The 1,072-nt window shown below is 72.1% G+C and carries 1 pseudogene; it reads right to left on the bottom strand.

Going from position 1 to position 1,072, the window contains the following annotated elements:
• Positions 1–1,072: pseudogene (locus tag KYY02_RS33635) on the bottom strand (IS701 family transposase); the annotation flags it as partial.

Here is a 1,072-nt window from a genome sequence, read left to right as displayed (position 1 = left end):
GGTCTCGCGTCAGCCGTTGCAGGGTGCAGAAGGCATGGGCGGCACAGACGAGGGTGACGTGGTGGTGCCAGCCGGTCCAGGTGCGGCCCTCGAAGTGGGCCAGGCCCAGGGCCTGTTTCATCTCCCGGTAGTCGTGTTCGATGCGCCGGCGGAGCTTGGCCGGCCGCACCAGTGTGGCCAGGGGCATGCCGGGGGCAGGTCCGACAGCCAGAACTGCACCGGCCCGCTCTCACCGGCGGGCCATTCGGCCAGCAGCCACCGCTCGGGGAGTTCCGGACCGTCCGTGGCCTGGCGGATCTCGCGCCCGGCGGGCCGGATGCGCAGGGCGACGAAACGCGAGTACATGCGCTTCAGCCCGCTGCGGCCGGTGCCCGGCCGGGAACCTTCCCGCCAGGACACCGGCCGGGCCGCCTGCCGGGCCGACGGCAATGACCAGTTCCTTCACCGTCATGGCCTTGTCCGGGTACTTCGCCACCGGCGGGCGGCCGGTGCCGCTGTAGGCGGGGGTGGCCGGCCGCGCATGGCCTGGATGAGCGGTGAGCCGGGAGGAGATCCCGACCGCGTAGGGCAGGTTCCGTTCCTCCAGGCCGAGGCGGAAGGCGGTCGCATCGCCGTAGCCGGCGTCCGCGACCACCAGTGGGAGGTCGAGGCCCCACGAGCGGGTCTCGTCGATCATGTCCAGAGCCAGCTGCCACTTCTCCACATGCCCCACCCGGTCGGGAATCCCGCAGCGAGTGCGGCGGGCGACCTTGACCGCATCGGCCTCGGGCGAGGCCGGGTCCCAGGAGGCGGGCAAGAACAGTCGCCAGTTGACGGCCGCGGAGGCACGGTCGGTGGCCAGATGCACCGAGACGCCCACCTGGCAGTTGGTGACCTTGCCCGCGGTGCCGGTGTACTGCCGGGCCACACACGCCGAGGCGTCCCCGTCCTTCAGGAACCCGGTGTCGTCGACGATCAGGGCTTCCGGGCCGATCACCTCGTGCATCCGCCAGGCCAGCCGGGCCCGCACATGGGCCGGATCCCACGGGCTGGAGGTGATGAAGTGCGCCAGCGCCTGCCGGTTGCCGTCCTC

The organism is Streptomyces pimonensis (genome assembly GCF_041380215.1).
GTDB lineage: Bacteria > Actinomycetota > Actinomycetes > Streptomycetales > Streptomycetaceae > Streptomyces > Streptomyces pimonensis.
This window is presented reverse-complemented; position numbering and strand designations above follow the sequence as displayed.